The sequence below is a fragment of the Shinella pollutisoli genome, from assembly GCF_024609765.1.
GTDB classification, from domain to species: domain Bacteria; phylum Pseudomonadota; class Alphaproteobacteria; order Rhizobiales; family Rhizobiaceae; genus Shinella; species Shinella pollutisoli.
Genome location: NZ_JANFDG010000007.1, coordinates 18,668 through 36,509 on the forward strand (window position 1 = coordinate 18,668; position 17,842 = coordinate 36,509).

At 68.0% G+C, this 17,842-nt stretch carries 18 protein-coding genes; 4 read left to right on the top strand and 14 right to left on the bottom strand.

The features are described from left to right. The first annotated feature begins 1 nt into the window (after position 1). Complete coding sequence (locus tag NNZ72_RS07500; RefSeq protein ID WP_257314573.1) at positions 2–1,276, top strand: TRAP transporter large permease; 1,275 nt, start codon at positions 2–4, stop codon at positions 1,274–1,276. 423 nt (positions 1,277–1,699) lie between these two features. After that, a complete protein-coding gene (locus NNZ72_RS07505) occupies positions 1,700–2,461 on the top strand; it encodes an IclR family transcriptional regulator domain-containing protein (protein ID WP_257314574.1) in 762 nt (253 codons plus the stop codon). Positions 2,462–2,479: 18 nt separating this feature from the next. Here NNZ72_RS07505 and NNZ72_RS07510 read toward each other — a convergent pair whose 3' ends face one another. The 11 genes from NNZ72_RS07510 to NNZ72_RS07560 form a co-directional block, all read right to left on the bottom strand. Further along, on the bottom strand, positions 2,480–4,234 hold the full coding sequence (locus NNZ72_RS07510; RefSeq protein WP_257314575.1) for an FAD-dependent oxidoreductase: 1,755 nt from the start codon (positions 4,232–4,234) through the stop codon (positions 2,480–2,482). A 23-nt stretch (positions 4,235–4,257) separates the two neighbouring features. Next, positions 4,258–5,277, bottom strand: coding sequence for a maleylacetate reductase (locus tag NNZ72_RS07515; protein ID WP_257314806.1), 1,020 nt, complete (start codon positions 5,275–5,277; stop codon positions 4,258–4,260). Positions 5,278–5,291: 14 nt separating this feature from the next. Then, positions 5,292–6,308: a branched-chain amino acid ABC transporter permease gene (locus tag NNZ72_RS07520; protein ID WP_257314577.1), complete on the bottom strand. Its 1,017-nt coding sequence runs from the start codon at positions 6,306–6,308 to the stop codon at positions 5,292–5,294. Next, the gene (locus tag NNZ72_RS07525) at positions 6,305–7,171 is read right to left on the bottom strand and encodes a branched-chain amino acid ABC transporter permease (protein ID WP_257314581.1); all 867 of its coding nucleotides are present in this window, start codon (positions 7,169–7,171) and stop codon (positions 6,305–6,307) included. The genes NNZ72_RS07520 and NNZ72_RS07525 overlap by 4 nt, the downstream gene beginning before the upstream one ends. 4 nt (positions 7,172–7,175) lie before the next feature. Continuing rightward, positions 7,176–7,880, bottom strand: coding sequence for an ABC transporter ATP-binding protein (locus NNZ72_RS07530; protein ID WP_257314582.1), 705 nt, complete (start codon positions 7,878–7,880; stop codon positions 7,176–7,178). After that, the gene (locus NNZ72_RS07535) at positions 7,873–8,592 is read right to left on the bottom strand and encodes an ABC transporter ATP-binding protein (protein ID WP_257314583.1); all 720 of its coding nucleotides are present in this window, start codon (positions 8,590–8,592) and stop codon (positions 7,873–7,875) included. Before NNZ72_RS07535 ends, NNZ72_RS07530 begins: the two co-directional genes overlap by 8 nt. A gap of 38 nt (positions 8,593–8,630) precedes the next feature. Continuing rightward, positions 8,631–9,899, bottom strand: a complete 1,269-nt coding sequence (locus tag NNZ72_RS07540; protein WP_257314807.1) for an ABC transporter substrate-binding protein — start codon at positions 9,897–9,899, stop codon at positions 8,631–8,633. 256 nt (positions 9,900–10,155) lie between these two features. Further along, positions 10,156–10,488, bottom strand: a complete 333-nt coding sequence (locus tag NNZ72_RS07545; RefSeq protein ID WP_257314584.1) for a hypothetical protein — start codon at positions 10,486–10,488, stop codon at positions 10,156–10,158. Positions 10,489–10,497: 9 nt separating this feature from the next. Continuing rightward, positions 10,498–11,343 carry an intradiol ring-cleavage dioxygenase gene (locus NNZ72_RS07550; protein ID WP_257314585.1) on the bottom strand — a complete coding sequence of 282 codons (846 nt, stop codon included), beginning with the start codon at positions 11,341–11,343 and terminating at the stop codon, positions 10,498–10,500. A 47-nt stretch (positions 11,344–11,390) separates the two neighbouring features. Beyond that, positions 11,391–11,939 (bottom strand): flavin reductase family protein, encoded by a 549-nt coding sequence (locus tag NNZ72_RS07555; protein ID WP_257314587.1) that lies wholly within the window; start codon positions 11,937–11,939, stop codon positions 11,391–11,393. A 10-nt stretch (positions 11,940–11,949) separates the two neighbouring features. After that, positions 11,950–13,194 carry an acyl-CoA dehydrogenase family protein gene (locus NNZ72_RS07560; RefSeq protein ID WP_257314589.1) on the bottom strand — a complete coding sequence of 415 codons (1,245 nt, stop codon included), beginning with the start codon at positions 13,192–13,194 and terminating at the stop codon, positions 11,950–11,952. 165 nt (positions 13,195–13,359) lie between these two features. Here NNZ72_RS07560 and NNZ72_RS07565 point away from each other — a divergent pair, with 165 nt between their 5' ends. Then, a complete protein-coding gene (locus tag NNZ72_RS07565; RefSeq protein ID WP_257314591.1) occupies positions 13,360–13,977 on the top strand; it encodes a TetR/AcrR family transcriptional regulator in 618 nt (205 codons plus the stop codon). Positions 13,978–13,998: 21 nt separating this feature from the next. Here the strand turns inward: NNZ72_RS07565 and pcaF are convergent, their stop codons facing one another. Genes pcaF through NNZ72_RS07580 form a run of 3 tightly spaced genes read right to left on the bottom strand, consistent with a single transcriptional unit; the run spans position 13,999 to position 16,597 of the window. Continuing rightward, a complete protein-coding gene (pcaF, locus tag NNZ72_RS07570) occupies positions 13,999–15,204 on the bottom strand; it encodes a 3-oxoadipyl-CoA thiolase (RefSeq protein ID WP_257314593.1) in 1,206 nt (401 codons plus the stop codon). A 2-nt stretch (positions 15,205–15,206) separates the two neighbouring features. Further along, positions 15,207–15,878: a 3-oxoacid CoA-transferase subunit B gene (locus NNZ72_RS07575; protein ID WP_257314594.1), complete on the bottom strand. Its 672-nt coding sequence runs from the start codon at positions 15,876–15,878 to the stop codon at positions 15,207–15,209. Next, on the bottom strand, positions 15,875–16,597 hold the full coding sequence (locus tag NNZ72_RS07580) for a 3-oxoacid CoA-transferase subunit A (protein ID WP_257314595.1): 723 nt from the start codon (positions 16,595–16,597) through the stop codon (positions 15,875–15,877). Before NNZ72_RS07580 ends, NNZ72_RS07575 begins: the two co-directional genes overlap by 4 nt. A gap of 240 nt (positions 16,598–16,837) precedes the next feature. Here NNZ72_RS07580 and NNZ72_RS07585 point away from each other — a divergent pair, with 240 nt between their 5' ends. Next, positions 16,838–17,755 carry a DMT family transporter gene (locus tag NNZ72_RS07585; RefSeq protein WP_257314597.1) on the top strand — a complete coding sequence of 306 codons (918 nt, stop codon included), beginning with the start codon at positions 16,838–16,840 and terminating at the stop codon, positions 17,753–17,755. The last annotated feature ends 87 nt before the right edge of the window (positions 17,756–17,842 follow it).

A 17,842-nucleotide genomic window follows, 5' to 3' on the forward strand; every position in this document is an offset into this window, starting at 1 on the left:
GATGTCGTCCCTGTTCATCATCTTCCTCGTGCTGCTGTTCATCGGCACGGAGATCGGCTTTGCGATGATCATCGCCGCCTGGCTCGGGATCGAGCTCAAGACCGATCGCTTCGTCGACATGGTCATGCTGCCCAACTCGATGCTGGGCGGGATCGGCCTTTACGCGCTGGTGCAGATTCCTCTCTTCATCCTCGCCGGCGAGATCATGAACCGCGGCGGCATAACGCGGCATCTCATCAATTTCGCCTCCGTGTGGGTCGGCCGCGGGCGCGGCAGCCTGGGGCAGGTCTCCGTCGGCGCGAACCTCATGATGGGCGGCATCTCCGGCTCGGCGGTAGCCGACGCGGTCGCCATCGGCAAGGCGATGATCCCGGAGATGGAGGCCAAGGGCTACGGCAAGACCTATCCGAGCGCGATCGTCGCCGCGGGTGCGCTTGTCGCCCCCATTCTCCCGCCCTCCATTCCGATGGTGATCTATGCGCAGATGGCCAACGTGTCCGTGGCCAAGATGTTCATGTCCGGCCTGCTTCCGGGGTTGATCCTCGCGGTCGGGTTCATGACGATCGCCGCGGTGATCGGCCGGCGACGAAACCTGCCGGCCGGCGAAAGGGTCGGATGGGCGGAGAAGGTGCAGGTGTCGCTCAATGCCGGCTGGGCCATCCTGATGCCGGTCATCATCCTGGTGGGGATCCGGCTCGGCTACATGACGGACACCGAGATCGCGGCGGTCGCCGTCGTGTATGCCCTCCTGGTCAGCTTCTTCGTCTACCGGTCGATCGCGATAGCGGACCTGCCGGCTCTGTTCGCCTCCGCCGGACGCTCGAGCGCCGTGATCCTCTTCCTCCTCGCCGCCGCCGCGCCGTTTTCGTGGCTGGTCGCGGAAAGCCAGGTCGCCGACCATGTCGTGGACGCCATCCACAGCATCTCGACCAATCCGATCGTTGTCCTCATCATCGTCAACGTCTTCCTGCTGATCGTCGGGCTGGTGCTGGAGCCGCTGCCGGCAATGGTCATATTCCTGCCGGCGCTGATCCCGATTGGGCACGAGCTCGGCATCGATCCCGTCCACTTCGGCGCGACCGTCGTCATCAACCTGATGATCGGCCTGATCACGCCGCCGGTCGGCCTGCTGCTTTTCGTGGTGTCCAGCATATCGCGCGTGCCGTTCGTGAGCATCGCGCGGGAAATAATGCCGTTCCTCCTCTGGGCGCTGGTGCTTCTCGTCCTGACCATTCTCTTTCCGCCGCTCACGCTGCTGTTCACGTCCGGCATGTGACGGTGCCTGCATGCCTGCCGGCCGTTCCCGCGAGTTCGCGGGAGCGGCCGCCGGCAGCATGAAACCGGTCCCGACGGTATCCCGGTTTCTCCGGCGAGCAGTGGCGACTCCGACACCTCGTTCGGCGCAACAGGCCGCTCAAACCTACGATACCGAAAGCACTCCGTGCATCACGCGCAATTCGTGGGCGGCGATCCCTTCGGCACGATCGGGGCCACCATGCCGCTTCCTCTTCTCGTCGTGACAGCACATGAGAATGAATGGATGCGTGCTAGCCGCCGATAAGCTATTCCTCGCATTGCCATGGCGCGGACGGCTTTTCCCGCGCTCCCTCCTTGCCTCATCCCGCACGGAATGAAGTTGCGGGTCACGCTATTTTGTGCGTATATTGAAATTTGTTCGTATTCCGCACGGAAATGCATCATGGCCATCAAGGAAACTGATTATCTCGGCGGGCTGGCGAAGGGCCTCAGCGTCATCGAGGCGTTCACCGCCGAGACGGAGCGCATGTCGATCAGCGACGCGTCGCAGATCACCGGGCTCGACCGGGCGACCGCGCGCCGCTGCCTCCTGACGCTGCACACGCTCGGCTACGCCAATTACGACGGCAAGTATTTCAGCCTGACGCCGCGCGTTCTGCGCCTCGGCACCGGGTGTCTCGCCACCATGCCGCTGCCGCGCATCGTCCAGCCCTGGCTGGACACGCTCTCCGCCGAGATCGGCCAGAGCGTCTCGGTGTCGATCCTCGACGGCTGGGATATCGTCTACGTGGCGCGTTCGGCCCAGCAGAGGGTCATGTCGATCAGCCTGATGCCCGGCAGCCGCCTGCCGGCCTATTGCACCTCGATGGGCCGGGTGATTCTCGCCTCGCTGCCGGAGGAGGAGGCGCGTGCCATCCTCGCCATGCGCCCGCTGGAGCAGCGCACCCGCATGACCCGCACCGATATCGAGGACATCGTGGCGGAGCTGAGGGCGGTGAAGGCGCAAGGCTATGCCATCATCGACCAGGAGGTCGAGATCGGCCTGCGCTCCATCGCCGTGCCGATCCTCAACGCCCGCGGCCAGACCGTCGCGGCGCTCAATACCGGCGTCGCCGCCCTCCATGCCGATCCGGCGGAGCTGCGCACCCAGTATCTCGAACCGCTGCTGGCGCTGCAGAAGAACGTCCGGCCGCTCCTGAAATAGCGGCCGGCCGGGCTTTCCTCATCGGCCGAGGACGGCGCGGAGCACGCGCGTGAGCTCGGCAGCGGGATCGGCGCCGAGCCCGGCGCTGCGCCAGGCCACGTGATGGTCGGGCCGCACCAGCACGCAGCCGGCATCCGTAACCTCCCGCAGCTCCGCCCATTCCCCGCCGTGATCCTCGTAGTCCCGGCGCGGGCCGATGACGTGGGTGCGGACGTTGATCCCGAGCGCGTCTCCCACCGCTTCGGCCGCCGCCACCCAGGCCTCGCCGCCGATGCCGGTGAGCAGCGTGAACCGGCCCCGGCCGGTGAGGTCGAGGGTCGAGTGCCTGGCGCCGGCGCGGTCGTAGACCCAGGCATGCGGCAGGCGCGCGCCCGGCCATGTGGTCGGCGCATAGTGCAGCTCCGCGTCCTGCGGATAGGCCGGCTCCGGCTCGCCGACGGTGACGGCCGCGCCGGACGCGTAGCGCTGGTTCATCTCGACGCCGTGGCAATCGAACTCGTATTTCTTGAAGGCGATCGCCTTGCGCAGCGCCTCGCGCTGCCGCTCGGCGGCGGGCGTGGCGTCGCAGCGCTGGTCCATGTTGCGCTGGATCTTGTCGTGGTCGACGCCGCCGTCCATGCCGAGCGCCTCGAAGATCGGCCCGAACTCGCCAATCGACTTGTTGGCGCGGGTGACGATCTGGCGGGCGACCGGCACGCGCTCCTCGCTGTAGCTGTCGAGCAGCGTCGGCGACGCCTCGCCCTTCACCACCATGGCGAGCTTCCAGGCGAGGTTGAAGGCGTCCTGGATCGAGGTGTTGGAACCGAGGCCGTTCGAGGGCGGATGCCGGTGCGCCGCGTCGCCCATGATGAAGACGCGGCCCTCCTGCATGTTCGTCGCGAACATGTTGTTGACCGTCCAGGTGTTGGCCGAGAGCAGCTCGATCTCCAGCTCCGGATCGCCGACGAGCTGGCGCGCGACGTTCGTCGCCATCGCCGCATCCACCACCGGCGCCGGCTGGCCGATGTCGTAGCCCCAGACGATCAGCCATTCGTTCCACGGCCGCACCATGCGCACCAGGCCCATGCCGATGCCGCCGACGTCGGCGCCGGGCTGCATCACCCAGTAGAGCACCGAGGGGCGGTGGGCGACGTGGCGCGAGAGATCGGCCCGGAACAGGATGTTCATCGAGCCGCCGACGCCCATGCGGCCCTCGAAGGGCAGGCCCGCCTGCTGGGCGACCAGCGAATTGGCGCCGTCGGCGCCCACAAGATATCTTGCCCGGATGGTGAAGTCCTTGCCCGTCAGCCGGTCGCGACAGGTCGCCGTCACGCCGTCGTCGTCCTGCGCGAAGGACAGGAACTCGGTGCTCATGCGCGCCTGAGTGCCGCGCGTGCACGCAGTCTTGAACAGGAGCGGCTCCATGAAGGTCTGCGGCAGGTCGTTCATGTGACAGGGCGAGGAGAGCTGGTGCTCGGCGCGCGACATGGGGTGGGTACCCCAGCTCTTCATCCGGCCGAGCTCCTCGCCCGCCAGGCTGACGCAGAAGACGTTCTCGCCCATCAGGTCCTGCCCGGTGGCGAACATGTAGGCCTCGTCCTCGACGTCCCGGCCGAGGTCGCGCAGCACCTCCATGCAGCGCTGGTTGGTGATGTGCGCGCGCGGCGTGTTGGCGAGCCAGCGGTAGCGGTTGACGATCAGGTTGTCGACGCCGTAGCTCGACAGGAGCGCGGCGGTCGCCGTGCCCGCCGGCCCGGTGCCGATGATCAGGACGTCGGTGGTGATGTCTGCCAATGTATCCTCCCGTTTTTTTGCGTTCAGCCGGCCGCGGGCGGGCGGCCGTGGAATGCGTCGTCGAGCAGGCGCCGGATAGCGGCGCGCTCCAGCGGGCGCGGATTGGGATAGGGGCTCGCGACGGCGATATCGGCGGCCCTCTCCAGCCCGTCCTCCGGCATGCCGATCTCCTTCAGCGAAAGCGGCGCACTCAGCGATTTCGAAAGCACGTGGAGGCCCATGGCGGCATCGTCCGCGCCGAGCGCCCGGGCGATGCGCGCCATGGCGCCGGGGGCGGCCGCCGCGTTGTAGGCGGTGGCGTGCGGCAGCACGACCGCGTGGGTCTCCGCATGCGGTAGGTTGAAGGTGCCGCCGAGCACGTGGCAGAGCTTGTGATGCAGCGCCATGGCGGCGCTGCCGAGCACGGCGCCGCAGAGCCAGGCACCGTAAAGCGCCTCGTCGTGGCCCGCGCGGCCTTTCGGCAGGGCCGCGGCCAGCGCGCGGATGCCGTCTTCTGCCATCAGCGTGACGATGGGATTGCCGTCCGCCGCATAGAGCGCCTCGACCGCATGCGCGATCGCGTTGAGGCCGCTGGTCGCGGCGAAGGCGTCCGGCAGCGTGGCGAGGAGGTCGGGATCGTAGATCACCGTCTCCGGCCGGATGGCGGGATCGCGCCTCGTCGTCTTCAGCCCGCCCTCGGTCTCGCCGAGGATGTCGGTCATCTCCGATCCGGCATAGCTGGTCGGGATGGCGAGCTGGTCGAGATCGGTGCGCAGCGCGATCGCCTTGCCGAGCCCGGTCGAGGAGCCGCCGCCGAGCGACACGATCCCGTCGACGCCGTTGTCGCGGACGAAGGCGACGGCCGTCTCGGTGACGTCGACCGGCGTGTGCATCACCGCGTGCGGATAGGCGAGGCCGCCGATCGCGCGGGCGAGATCCTCGCAGGCGTCCGCCTGCTGCGCCGTCGCGATGACGATCGGCCGCGTCATGCCGAGGCGCTCCGCCTCGGCCCGGGCCTGCGTGATGCGGCCGTGGCCGAACACGACGCGCGTCGGCACGGGCATGTAGATGAAAGGCTTCACGGCTTCTCCCCTCTCGTCTCGACGCGGTATCCGACCGGGAACAGCGACAGGCCCCGGCGCCCGGCGATCAGACCCCATATGCCCTGCGGCGACAGCATCATCACGGCGATGGCGAGCGCGCCGAGGATCATCAGGTAGACGGAGCCGAGATCGGCGAGGAACTCGCGCAGCACGAAGAACAGGATCGTGCCGATGATCGGCCCCTCGATGGTGCCGATGCCGCCGATCACCACCATGAAGATGACGAGCACGGTCCAGTCGTTGACGGAGAAGGCCGCGTCCGGGGCGATGCGCAGCTTCTGCAGGAAGATCAGCGCGCCGACCATCGCGGTCGCGGCGGCAACGCAGACATAGACGGCGAGCTTGATGCGCGGGATGGCGATGCCGAGGCTGGAGGAGGCCGTCTCGTTGTCGCGGATCGCCGTCAGCGCCAGGCCGATGCGCGAGCGCAGGAGCAGGTAGACGAAGGCGACCGATCCGGCGCCGAGCGCCAGCGCCGCCCAGTAGATCAGGGATTCCCGCATCGCCTTGGACGAGGCCATGTCCCGCATGATGGCGACCGGCAGGCTGGAGCCGGAGCCGCCGCCGAGCGAGGACATCTGCGCGAAGCCGAGGCGGAAGACCTCTGCCACGACCCAGGTGCCGATGGCGAAATAGGCCCCGTTCAGCCGGAACACCAGCTTGGCGACGGGAATGGAGACGAGCGCCGCGGCAAGGCCCGCCAGCGGGATGGCGACCAGCGGGTTCCAGCCGAGATAGAGCGCGATGGTGAAGAGCATGTAGCCGCCGAAGCCGACATAGGCCTGCTGGCCGACGGAGACGAGGCCGGTATAGCCGGCAAGCAGGTTCCACAGGCTCGCCAGCGCCAGGTAGATCATCATCTCGCCGATGAGGCGCAGCGTCGCCGTCGACCCCCACCACGGGGCCGCGGCCAGGACGACGACGAGAAGGACGGACAGCGCAAGCGCGAAGCGGCTGAGCCCCGTGGCGCGCGTGACGTGGAACCGGTTCATGCGACCCCCTTCGGGAACAGGCCCTGCGGCCTGACCGCCAGGATGAGGAGGAAAACGATGTGTCCGGCGAGCAGCTGCCAGCCGGGATCGATCTGGGCGCCGACGGCCTGGGCCACGCCCAGGATGACGCCGCCGGCGAGCGTGCCCCAGAGATTGCCGAGGCCGCCGATGATCACCGCCTCGAAGCCGAAGATCAGCCGGCCCGGCCCCATGAACGGGTCGAAATTGGAGCGGATGGCGAGCAGCACGCCGGCGATCGCCACGACGACCATGCTGAGCGCCATGGCGGCGGCATAGACGGTGCGGTTGTTGAGGCCCATCAGCTGCGAGACCTCCGGATCGTCGGACACCGCGCGGAAGGAGCGCCCCATCGGGCTGTGATAGAAGAGGTATTGCAGGCCCCAGACCACCGCGACCGCGCAGGCGAAGGTGAGAAGCGGCACATAGCCGATGTCGAGGCCCGGCATCAGGCTGAAGCTGCTGATCTCGATTGCGCCCGCATTGAGCCTGCGGCTGTCGGCGCTGAAGGTTTCGAGCAGGAAGTTCTGGATGATGATCGACAGGCCGAAGGTCACGAGCAGCGGCGGCAGGATGCCCTTGTCCAGCGTGCGGTTGAGGACGGCGAGCTGCAGCCCGTAGCCGAACAGCGCGGAAAGCGGCAGCACGACGACGAGGCTCGCCAGCGGATGCAGGCCGGTGAGCTGGATCACCGTATAGGCGAGATAGGCGGCGGCGATGATCAGGTCGCCATGGGCGATGTTGACGAGGCGCATGACGCCGAAGATCAGCGACAGGCCGGTGGCGAAGAGCGCGTAGAGGCCGCCCACCAGAATGCCCTGGACTATGATGTTGATCCATTCCATCCCGTCAGGTCCCGAAATAGGCGTTGGTGATCTCTTCGCGGCCGAAGGCGTCCGGCCTGCCCTCCAGCTTCACCTTGCCCTCCAGCATGCACATGAAGCGGTCGGCGACGCCGAGCGCCCGGCTGACGTCCTGCTCGACGAGGATGACGGAGAGGCCGTTTCCGGCGATCTTCGGCAGGAGGTCGTAGATGTCCTTGATGACGACCGGCGCAAGCCCGAGGCTCAGCTCGTCGAGCAGCAGGATATCCGGATTGGACATCAGCCCCCGCCCGATCGCTACCATCTGCTGCTGGCCGCCGGACAGCAGGGTGGACGGGGATTTCCGCTTCTCCTTCAGGATCGGGAACAGGTCGTAGATCGCTTCCAGGGACCAGGCGCCCGGGCGGGCGACCTTGCCGCCGAGAAGCAGGTTCTCCTCGACGCTGAGCGAGGGAAAGAGCCGCCGGCCCTCCGGCACCAGCGCGATGCCCCGCGCGGTGATCTCGAAGGCGGGCACGGGGATGAGGTCCTCGCCCTTGAAGCGGATCGTGCCCGTGCGGTTCTTCACGAGGCCGGTCAGGCATTTGAGCAGCGTGCTCTTGCCCGCGCCGTTGGCGCCGATCAGCGCGAGCAGCTCGCCGCGGGCGAGCGTCAGGTCGACGTCGAACAGCGCCTGCGCATCGCCGTAGAAGGCGTTCAGTCTCTCGACGGTGAGGAGCGGTTCAGACATGGACGTCGTCCCCGAGATAGACGGATTTCACTTCCCTGCTGGCCATCACCGCGTCCGGCACGCCGTCGGCGATCTTGCGGCCGAAATCGACCACCACCAGCCGTTGCGCGACCGAGAGCAGCGCGTGGACCACGTGCTCGATCCAGACCATGGTCACGCCCGCGGCGTTCACCTCGCGCAGCACCTCCAGCAGTTCGTGGCACTCGCTGTCGGTCAGCCCGCCGGCGATCTCGTCGAGCAGCAGCAGGCTCGGGTCGGTGGCAAGCGCGCGCGCCAGCTCCAGCCGCTTGCGGTCGAGCAGCGGCAGCGAGCCGGCGAGCTGGTTGGCCTTGCGGGTCAGCCCGCTGAGTTCGAGCGCGCGCATGGCGAAATCCGACGCGCCCGCCCGGTCGCGGCCGAAGGTGGCGCCGACGAGGACGTTCTCGAACACGGTCATGCCGGTGAAGGGCTGCGGCACCTGGAAGGAACGGGAGATGCCGGCCCGGCAGCGCACGGCCGCCCCCTCGCGGGTGATGTCGCGGCCGTCGAAGGTGATGGTGCCGGAATTGGGCTTCACCGTGCCGGCGATCAGGTTGAACAGCGTCGTCTTGCCCGCGCCGTTCGGACCGAGGATGCCGACGATCTCGCCCCTGTCGACGGACAGCGAGATGCCGTCCGTCACGAGAAGCGCACCGTAGCGTTTGCTGAGTTGATCGAGAACCAGTATCGACATGGCCTTGCGGGTGGGCCGGGCCCACCCGCCTTTTTTCGTCAGGAGAGGAGCTTCAGCTCGCCGCCGACCGGGATCGACGGGGCCTGGCTGTTGTTGGTGATGACGAGCTCGAACCGGTCGCCCGTCTTCTGCCACTGGCCGCCGACCAGCGGCGTGCGCACCACGTTCCTGACCGGGTTGAGCGGCCCGCCCTTCCAGGAGATCGGCCCGACGATCGACTGCATGTCGGTCGCGGCGAGCGTGTCGACGACCGACTGCGGATCGGAGAGATCGTCCGCGCGCCGGATGACGTCGGCGGCGACCTCGAACAGGGCATGGTTGAAGCCGATCGGCTGCGTCCACTGCTTGCCGGTCGCGGCCATGTAGCCGTCGGCGATCTCCTTCGCGCTTTCGCCCGTCAGGCTGGAGGTGAAGGGATGGCTCGGCGACCACCAGATCTCCGAGGTAAGGCCGTCGCCGCGCTCGCCGAGGGATTCGATCACCGACGGGAACAGCAGCGCCTTGCCGATGGTCACGACCTTCGGCCGGAAACCCTGCTGGCCGGCCTGCGACCAGAAGGTGGCGAAGTCAGGCGGGATCATGTTGCCGGTGACGATCTTGCAGCCGGCCTTCTTGAAGGCGGCGATCTGCGAGGAGAAGTCCGCGTTCATGACCTGGTAGCGGCCGGGATCGACCAGCGCATAGCCGGCCTCGGAAAGCGGCGTCGGCATGCCGAGCTTGGCGTCGCCCCAGGCGTTGCCGTCGGCGTCGTTGGGGAACAGGCCGCCGATACTCTTGGCGACGCCGGACTGGTCCCAGATCGCCAGGAAGTTGGCGATGACGTCCTCCAGGCCCCAGAAGAAATGGTAGGTCCAGCTGAAGCCGCTCGCCGGGTCGCCGTTGCGGCCGAAGAAATAGGGCTGCCAGGGCGTGACCGAGGTGATGCAGGGGATCTCGTTCAGCTCCGCCTGGTCGGCGACCGGGTTGGCCGTGTCCGGCGAGGCGGAGGCGAGCAGCATGTTCACGCCGTCCTTCTCGATGAGCTCGGTGGCGACCTCGGCGGCGCGGTTGGAGCTCGACTGGCTGTCCTTGGTGATGATCTCCACCGAAACCGGCTTGCCGTTGTTGGTGAGGCCGGCGAAGGCTTTGCGCACGCCGTCGAGGATGAAGGCGTCCGCCTCGGCGAAGCCGGCGATCGGGCCGGTGTTGGGCGAGACGTAGCCGATCTTGAAGACCGCGTCCTGCGCCGAGGCGCGTGTGGCGCGCAGGATCGCCGGTGCCGCCAGAAGCGCGCCGGCGCCGCGAAGTACCTGTCTGCGGTTGAGCATGATGATTCTGGACATGAAGACCCTCCCGGTTTGCCCGTTTCTCGGTGCGGATGCCGCCCACCCTCTCCTGCGCGGCGCCGCGTTTCTTGCGAGATTTCAAGAGTGAGATTGGGCGACGGAGGGCGGCAGGGTCAAGGCGATTTGTTCTTATATTGAATTTAGTTCAATTATCGCACGCAACAATGGCAGCCCGAAACGCCGGAAGCCGCGGGACCGGACCGATCCGCGGTTTTCCATAGCCGGCGGCGGCACCGCCCTATTTCAGGGCGAGATAGGTCTCGGGATCAAGCTGCGTCGAGCGTATCACCGTGCGCTCGCCGGAGGCTTCGGCGAGCATGTCGCGCAGCCGTTCGCAGGCCCCGAGGATCACCTCGCGGGTCCGCTCCGGTTTCGGCAGGATCTGCATCTCGGCCGCCACCGGCGCCTGGTCGTCGACCCCGTAGACCGGGATGATCGCCAGCTGGCAGAGGCCGGCGTCGACCTTGAACGTCTCGCAGAGCATGGCGCGGATCGGCTTCAGGGCGCCGGTCAGCGCCGCGCCCCGTTCGCTCCAGACGACGTTCTCCACATGGATCTTGACGAGCGGCATCGGCTTTCCTCAGGCGGAGACGGGCGTGAGGACGAAGTCGAAGGGCGAGCGCCAGAGCGTGGCGCCGTCCTTCAGGCGCTCGAAAGGCGCCACCAGCGACTTCTTCACGCCGAAGACGGCGTCCGATTCCAGGTACGCGTCGTCGCCGACGAAGGTGTGCGTCACCAGCCGCTGGTAGCCGTCGGCCGTCACCAGGTAATGCATGTGCGCGGGCCGGTAGGGATGCCGGCCGAGCTTTCCCAGCATCTTGCCGACGGGACCGTCGTCGGGGATGGGATAGGAGACCGGCTTGATGCCGACGAAGGAATAGGCCCCGTCCTTTCCGGTGACGAACACGCCGCGATTGTTCCACTTCGGCTGGATGCCGGGCTGCTGGACGTCGTAGAAGCCGTCGGCATTGTCGGACCAGACGTCCACCCTGGCGCCCTCGATCGGGTTGCCGTGCAGGTCGATCACCTTGCCCTCGAACAGGCAGCTCTCGCCCTTGCCGTCGAGCGAGATGCAGGTGCCCATCGCCCGGACCGGCGCGCCGTCGACGTGGAAGGGACCGAAGACGGTGTTCTCCGTCGCGCCGGCGGGGCGGCGGTTGTTGATCGCGTCCACCAGCATCGAGAAGCCGAGCACGTCCGACAGCAGGATGAATTCCTGCCGCTCGCCGCTGCAGATCTGCCCGGTCTTCGTCAGGAAGTCGATGCCGACCTCCCACTCCTCCTGGGTCAGGTGGATCTCCTTGGCGAAGGCGTGCAGGTGCCTGACCAGACAGGCCATGACCTCCCGCAGGCGCGGATCGACATCCGCGCCCATGCGGGCGTTGACCGTTTCCATCGAGGTCTCTTCGGTGAAATAGCGTGACATGTTCCCCTCCCGGCGCGCATCCTCCCGATGCCGCGCCCAAACCGTTCCTATAGGTAGTCGTCCCCGCCGCCGCCGAAGCCGGCGAAGATCTTGCGCAGCTGGCGGAAGCGGCGCGCGCCGTAGAGCAGCGTGTCCTGCCCCTTGACGTGGCCCGTCGCCACCACGTCGCCGAAGAAGACGGTGTGGCTCGCCTGGTCGGAGGTCTCGCCGACGAGGCAATCGAAGGTCGCGAGAGCCCCGGCCAGCGCCGGGGCGCCGGTCTTCATCCGCACCCATTCTCCCGTCGCGAAACGGTCCTCCTTGCTGCCGCCCATGCCGGCGAACACCATCGCCACCTTGTCCTGGCCCTCGGCCAGGACGTTGACGCAGAAGCGCCCGGCCGCGGCGATCTTCTCGTGCGTCAGCCCGTTCTTGTTGACGCAGACGAGGAGCCGCGGCGGCTCGGCCGAGACGGAGGAGACGGCCGTCGCCGTCAGGCCGAAGCGCTCGCCGTCCAGCTCGGTGGTGATGACGCAGACCGACGAGACGTGTTGGGCGATCGCCGCGACATAGTCCGCCGCCGGCACGGGCGCGAGGCGCGTTGTCGTCGCATCCATCGGCCCGGCCTCAGATGACGCCGGTGCCGGGATCGACACCGAGCAGCACCCGGCCGTAGATCTCCGCACCCGCGTCGTGCAGCAGGAAGCCGTGCATGCTGGCGGCCTGCAGGTTGCGGGCGTTGAGCTGGATCGGGCTCTTGAGCGACAGGCCGGCCGCCCCGCCGATCGTGTAGAGCTTGTGGACGGCGTCCCGGCAGAGCCGCGGCACGGTGGTGATGTCCATGCGGATGCGGCCGCGCATCTCCATCGGCATCTTCTCGCCGCGGCGGGCATGGTCGTCGACGTCATCGGCGGCCCGGTAGAAGATCAGCTCGGCGGCATTGATCATGGAGGCGGCCTCGCCGACGGCGATCTGCAGCGCGCTCCACTCGTGCGAGATGTGGCTCGTGTACATGACCTTCTTGCCGGGAACGACCTTCAGGAACTCCTCCAGCGCGCGCCGTGCGGCGCCGAGCGCGGAGGTGGCGATATACATGCCGAGCGCCGGCCCGCCCTGACATTTGTAGATGGCCGGCGCGTCCGGCTGCGCGAAGACCGGCGTCTGGTTCTCCAGGATCGCCGGCAGCGAGACGAAGCGGTGGGCGGGCACCGGGACGTTCGTGCATTTCACCGAGTTGGAGCCGGTGCCCTGCAGGCCGGCCACGTGCCAGTCGTCGATCGCCTCGACGTCGCCGACCGGGACGGCGAGATCGCCCTCGTCCAGCTTGTTGCCGGCCTCGTCGAAGACCTCCGCGCCGAGCAGCAGCCAGTGCGAGGCGGAATTGCCCGAGACGAAGGGCCAGAAGCCGTTCAGGATGTAGGAGCCGTCCGCCTGGCGCACGGCCCGGCCGCGCGGGCCGATGACGGCGGCGACCGCCTGGATCTCGCCGGTGGAATAGATCTCGGCCTGCGCCTTCTCGGCCATGTGGCCGATGATGTAGTCGTGCGCATGGTAGACGCCGAGCACCCAGGCCGTCGCCTGGCAGCCGCGCGCCACGGTGGCGACGGCGTCGACATGGGCGCGCATGGACAGTTCGGAGCCGCCCCACCTGCGGGCGCGGAAGATGCCGAGCAGCCCGCTGTCGTGCAGGAGCTTGATGTTCTCGGCCGGCACCTTGCGGTCCCTGTCGGTCTGCAAGGCGCGTTCGGAAAAGACCGGGACGAGGCTCTCGGCCACCGCCTTGACCTCGGATTCCGTGATGCGCGAATCGACATGCATGTTCATGTAAGCCTCCCTGAGCGCTTCCTCCTGCGCGATATAAATGAACGTCATTCAGTTTCGATTTTATGTCAATTGTGATTTTGGCCGGTCGTGAATTTGTTCAATTCCGACCGTCATTCGAACTTGACTTTGCCGTCCCTCCTGCGGCAAGCAGGAAGAGGCGACGGGGAGGGGGTGGGTTCTGTGACGGCAAGCAAGGTTCCGCCGAAAGGCAGGGTGGCTCTGAGGCAGGAGCGCAACCGCGAGGCGCTGGTGCAGGCGGGCTACCGGGTGATCTCCGAGAAGGGCATAGACAGCGCCACCATGCACGAGATCGCCGAGCTGGCGGATGTGGGCGCCGGCACGGTCTACAGCTATTTCAAGTCCAAGGACGACCTCGCCATCTCGGTGATGGAGCGGGTGATGCACAATCTCGCTCTGCGCATCGAGGAGGTGACGGACACCTTCTCCGATCCGGCCCAGGTCTATGCCTTCGGCGTGCGCACCGTCATCGACCACGCGACCGGCGACATGCGCTGGAAGCAGCTGCTGAACCGGCCGGAGGTCATCGCCGGCGCGATGTTCCGCGTGATGGGACCCTTTGCCATCCGCGACCTGGAGAACGCCACCCGCGCCGGCCGGTTCCGCGTCGCGGACGCGGCGCTGACCTGGAAGATGGCGACCTTCGCCATCGTCGGCGTCAGCCTGTCGATCACCCGCGGCGAGCTGGCGCCGTCGCTGATCGAGGAGACGGTGGTGCGCCTGCTCTGCATGACCGGAATCGGCGAGGAGGAGGCGATCGAGCTTGCGGCCCGGCCGCGCCCCGTCCTGTCCCCGGAGCGGAAGACGCTCTGACTGCCGCGCGGGCCGCATCACTCAGGCCCGTTCCAAGGCGACGGCGATCCCCTGTCCGACGCCGATGCACATGGCCGACAGCGCATGGCGCCCGCCGCCGAGCTGCAGCTCCAGCGCCGCCGTGCCGGCGATGCGCGCGCCCGACATGCCGAGCGGATGGCCGAGCGCGATCGCCCCGCCGTTGCGGTTGACGCGCGGATCGTCGTCGGCGATGCGAAGCAGGCGCAGCGTGGCGAGCGCCTGGCTGGCGAAGGCCTCGTTGAGCTCGATGACGTCGAATTGCCCGGCCGTCATGCCGAGCCGCGCCATCAGCTTCTCGGCGGCGGGCGCGGGCCCGATGCCCATGATGCGCGGCTCCACCCCGGCGCTCGCGCCGCCGAGGATGCGCGCCATCGGCGTGAGGCCGTATCGGCGCGCGGCCGCCTCCGAGGCGACGATCAGCGCCGCCGCGCCGTCGTTGACGCCCGAGGCATTGCCCGCCGTCACCGTGCCGCCCTCCTTGCGGAAGGGCGTGGCGAGCTTGCCGAGCGCCTCCAGCGTCGTGGCGCGCGGATGCTCGTCCTTCTCGACGCGCACGGGATCGCCCTTGCGGACGGGGACCGCGACCGGTGTGATCTCGCGGGCGAGGCGGCCGTTTGCCTGCGCTTGCGCCGCCTTCGCCTGCGAGCGCAGCGCGAATGCGTCCTGGTCCTGCCGGCTCACCGAAAACTGCTCGGCGACGTTCTCGCCGGTCTCCGGCATGGAATCGACGCCGTACCGCCTCTTCATCAGCGGGTTGACGAAGCGCCAGCCGATGGTCGTGTCGTGGATCTCCGCCTGCCGCGAATAGGCGGCTTCCGCCTTGGGCAGCACGAAGGGTGCGCGGCTCATGCTCTCCACGCCGCCGGCGATCATCAGCTCGGCCTCGCCGGCGCGGATCGCCCGCGCCGCGGTGATCACCGCGTCCATGCCCGAGCCGCAGAGCCGGTTGATGGTGGTGCCGCCGACGGAGACGGGAAGGCCCGCGAGCAGGAGCGACATGCGCGCGACGTTGCGGTTGTCCTCGCCCGCCTGGTTGGCGCAGCCGAGCACCACGTCGCCCACGGCCTCGAAATCCACGGCCGGGTTGCGGGCCATCAGCGCCTTCAGCGGGATCGCCCCGAGATCGTCGGCTCGCACGCCGGCGAGCGCGCCGCCGAAGCGGCCGATCGGGGTGCGGACATAGTCGCAGATGAAGGCCTCGGCCATGGTCAGAACTCCGGTACGACGAGGTCGGCGACGGTGTCGGGGACGAGGAACTCGGCCCCCGTCAGGGCCTGCAGCTCTTCCAGCGAGAGGGAGGGCAGCTTCTCGCGCAGGACGAAGCGTCCGTTCTCGATGTCGATCACGGCGAGGCTGGTATAGACCCGCGTCACGCAGGCGACGCCCGTCAGCGGCAGGGTGCAGCGCTTGACGAGCTTCGGCGCGCCCGTCTTGGTCACGTGCTCGGTGATGACGGCGACGCGCTTGGCGCCGTGCACGAGGTCCATGGCGCCGCCCACGGCCGGCACGCCGCCCGCGCCGATGCTCCAGTTGGCGAGGTCGCCGTTCTCCGCCACCTGGTAGGCGCCGAGGATGGCGACGTCGAGATGGCCGCCGCGCACCATCGCGAAACTGTCCGCATGGTGGAAGAAGGCCGCGCCGGGGTTCAGCGTCACCGCCTTCTTGCCGGCGTTGATCAGGTCCCAGTCCTCCTCGCCGGCGATCGGCGGCTCGCCGAAATTGAGGATGCCGTTCTCCGTGTGGAACACCGCCTGGCGTCCCGGCGGCTGGTATTGCGCCACCATCTCGGGAAAGCCGATGCCGAGATTGACATAGGCCCCGTCGTCGATGTCCTGGGCGGCGCGCCAGGCGATCTGCGCGTTGGACAGTTTCGTCGTCATGGATGGCGCGCTCCTGCGCGGTTCAGGACTTCTTCCTGCTGCGGATCGGCAACCGCCACCAGGGCCTGCACGAAGATGCCGGGCGTGACGACGGCCTCGGGGTCGATCTCGCCCGGCGCGACGATCTCGGAGACCTGGGCGATGGTGGTTGCGGCCGCCGTGCACATCAGCGGATTGAAGTTCCGCGCGGCCTTGTTGTAGGTGAGATTGCCGTGGCGGTCGCCCCGATGGGCCTTGACGATGGCGAAGTCGGCCCTGAGCCAGCGCTCCTGCACATAGGGACGGCCGTCGAACACCTCGATCGGCTTGCCGGCGGCGAGGTCCGTGCCGTAGGCGGTGGGCGTATAGAAGGCGGGAATGCCCGCGCCCCCGGCGCGGATGCGCTCGGCAAGCGTGCCCTGCGGCACCAGTTCCAGCTCGATTTCGCCCGACAGGTAGAGATCCGTGAAAACCCTTGGGTCGGCCGAGCGCGGGAAGGAGCAGATCAGCTTGCGCGCCATGCGCTGCTCGATGAGGGCGGCGAGCCCGACATGGCCGTTGCCGGCATTGTTGTTGACGATCGTCAGGTCCTTCGGGTGGCCCGTCGCGACGAAGCGGTCGATCAGCGCGTGAATGAGCTCGATCGGCGCGCCGGAGCCGCCGAAACCGCCGATCATCACCGTCGCGCCGTCGCCGATGCCGGACACGGCCGCGACGAGGCTCGGGACCGTCTTGTCCATCGCCTTTCCCTCCAGAGCACGGCCGCGAGCGCAGCCGCCTCCCTCTGGATAGGAAAACGCGTTGGGGCGGGCAACAGATTTTGTGCGATATATGAAATTTGTTTCCATATCGCACAAATTAAAGATGATACATGGGAGAGGGGCGAAACGGGTTTCCATCGGCGGGAGGAGAAAATTCTCGACGGAATCGGGCGGAAAGCTGGTACGAGGGGCGATCAGCAGTCCACAGGCGTCGCCACCATGACCGAGACCACCGCGCAAGAAACCCGGGCGAACCTCGCCGGCAGCCTCTGGATGGTCGCGGGCATGGCGGCATTCGCGGTCGAGGATGCGATGGTGAAGGCCGCCGCGGCGTCCCTGCCGATCGCCGAGGTCCTCGTTCTCTTCGGCCTCGGCGGGGCCCTGCTGTTCGCCGTCTTCGCGATCGTGCGGGGGGAGCCGATGTTCGGTGCCGATGCGCTCTCGCGCCCCATGCGCGTGCGCGCCTGCTTCGAGGTGACGGCGCGGCTGTTCTACGTGCTCGCGCTTGCGCTGACGCCGCTCTCGGCGACGACGGCGATCCTCCAGGCAACGCCCATCGTCGTCGTGCTCGGTGCGGCGATCCTCTTCGGCGAGCGGGTCGGCTGGCAGCGGTGGACGGCGATCCTCGTCGGCCTCGTCGGCGTGCTCATCGTCCTGCGGCCGGGCGCGGAAAGCTTCTCGGCGTTGTCCGTGCTGGCGCTGGTCGGCATGCTGGGCTTCGCGGCGCGTGACCTCGCGAGCCGTGCGGCGCCGCGCTCCATCGCCACCGCGGTCCTCGGGTTCTACGGCTTCGCGGCGATCGTGCTCGCCGGCGCCGCCTACGCCCTGGTCTGGGAGAGGAAGGCGTTTGTCATCCCCGAGCCCGTCCCCGCTCTTCTCCTGTCGGCGGCGGTGATCTGCGGCGTGCTCGCCTATGCCGCGCTGATGAAGGCGATGCGCACCGGCGCCGTCTCGGTCGTCACCCCCTTCCGCTACACGCGGCTCATCTTCGGCATCGCGCTCGGCGTTCTCGTCTTCGGCGAGCGGCTCGATCTTCCGACCGTCGTCGGCTCGCTGGTCATCGTCCTGGCGGGGATCATCATCCTGAAGCCGTCCGCCGCACTCGACCTCGCGCGGGCAGGCCGGCGGACGTCGTGAGGCCGCACGACCATGCGGGTTTTCGATGGCATGGCGAGGAAAGACTCGCTACCTTCGCTCCATCGGCCTATGATCCGCGTCCCTGTC